Source organism: Variovorax sp. P4_D9 (genome assembly GCF_056401695.1).
In genome coordinates, this window is record NZ_JBFUIU010001577.1 from 1 (window position 1) to 974 (window position 974).

General features: G+C 70.5%; 2 protein-coding genes. Both read left to right on the forward strand.

The window, feature by feature from the left end; all coding sequences use genetic code 11:
* Positions 1-587, forward strand: a 587-nt coding sequence (locus AC1DY5_RS57015; RefSeq protein ID WP_478122938.1) for an amidohydrolase family protein, incomplete at its 5' end; no start/stop codon positions are given.
* 2 nt (positions 588-589) lie between these two features.
* Positions 590-974: DoxX family protein (locus tag AC1DY5_RS57020; RefSeq protein ID WP_478122939.1), on the forward strand; the 385-nt coding region annotated here is incomplete at its 3' end.

Genomic DNA, 974 nt, shown 5'->3' on the forward strand with positions numbered 1-974 from the left:
GCGTGAAGGTCTCGGCCGGCACCGACGCCACCCGCGTGGCTTCCTACAACCCCTGGGTGTCGCTCGCCTGGCTGGTCACCGGCAAGACTGTCGGCGGCCTGCAGATCACGCCGCAGCGCAACTGCCTGGACCGCGAGGCGGCGCTTCGCATGTGGACCGAGCAGGTCACCTGGTTCTCCAACGAGGTCGGCAAGAAAGGCCAGATCGAGGCCGGGCAGCTGGCCGACCTGGTCGTGCCCGACCGCGACTTCTTCTCCTGCCCCGAGTCCGAGATCGCCGACACCACGGCGCTGCTCACGGTGGTGGGCGGCAAGGTGGTCTACGGTGCCGGCGACTTCGCGGCGCACGACGAGGGCGCGCCGCCGCCGGCCATGCCGGACTGGTCGCCGGTGCGCCGCTTCGGCGGCTACGCGGGATGGGGCGATGCCGAGGGGGCGACGCTGCGCCAGGCGGCCCAGGCCTGTGGCTGCGCCAACACCTGCGGCGTGCACGGCCACCGGCATGCCACGGCCTGGAGCAGCCGGCTGCCCGTGGCCGATCTCAAGAGCTTCTGGGGCGCGCTCGGCTGCGCCTGTTGGGCGATTTGAGGATGGAGGCGCTCCGCCGTCTCTTCACCCACCGAGCCGTTCATTGGCTCGCACTGCTGTTGCTGTGCGCGGCCTATCTGCAGGGTGCCTTCGTCAAGGCCACCGACTTCGCGTCGGCCATCGCCGAGATGCAGCACTTCGGCCTGGCGCCGGCGGCGCCGTTGGCCGTTACCGTCATCGCCTTCGAGTTCGGCGCCTCGCTGATGATCCTGACCGGCTTCCACCGCTGGCTCGGCGCGCTGGGGCTGGCCGGATTCACGCTCTTCGCCACCTTCGTGGCCAACCGCTTCTGGGAGCTCGGGCCGCCCGATCGCTTCATGGCGGCCAACGCCTTCTTCGAGCACTGGGGGCTCGTCGGCGGATTCCTGCTGGTCGCCTGGCATGATC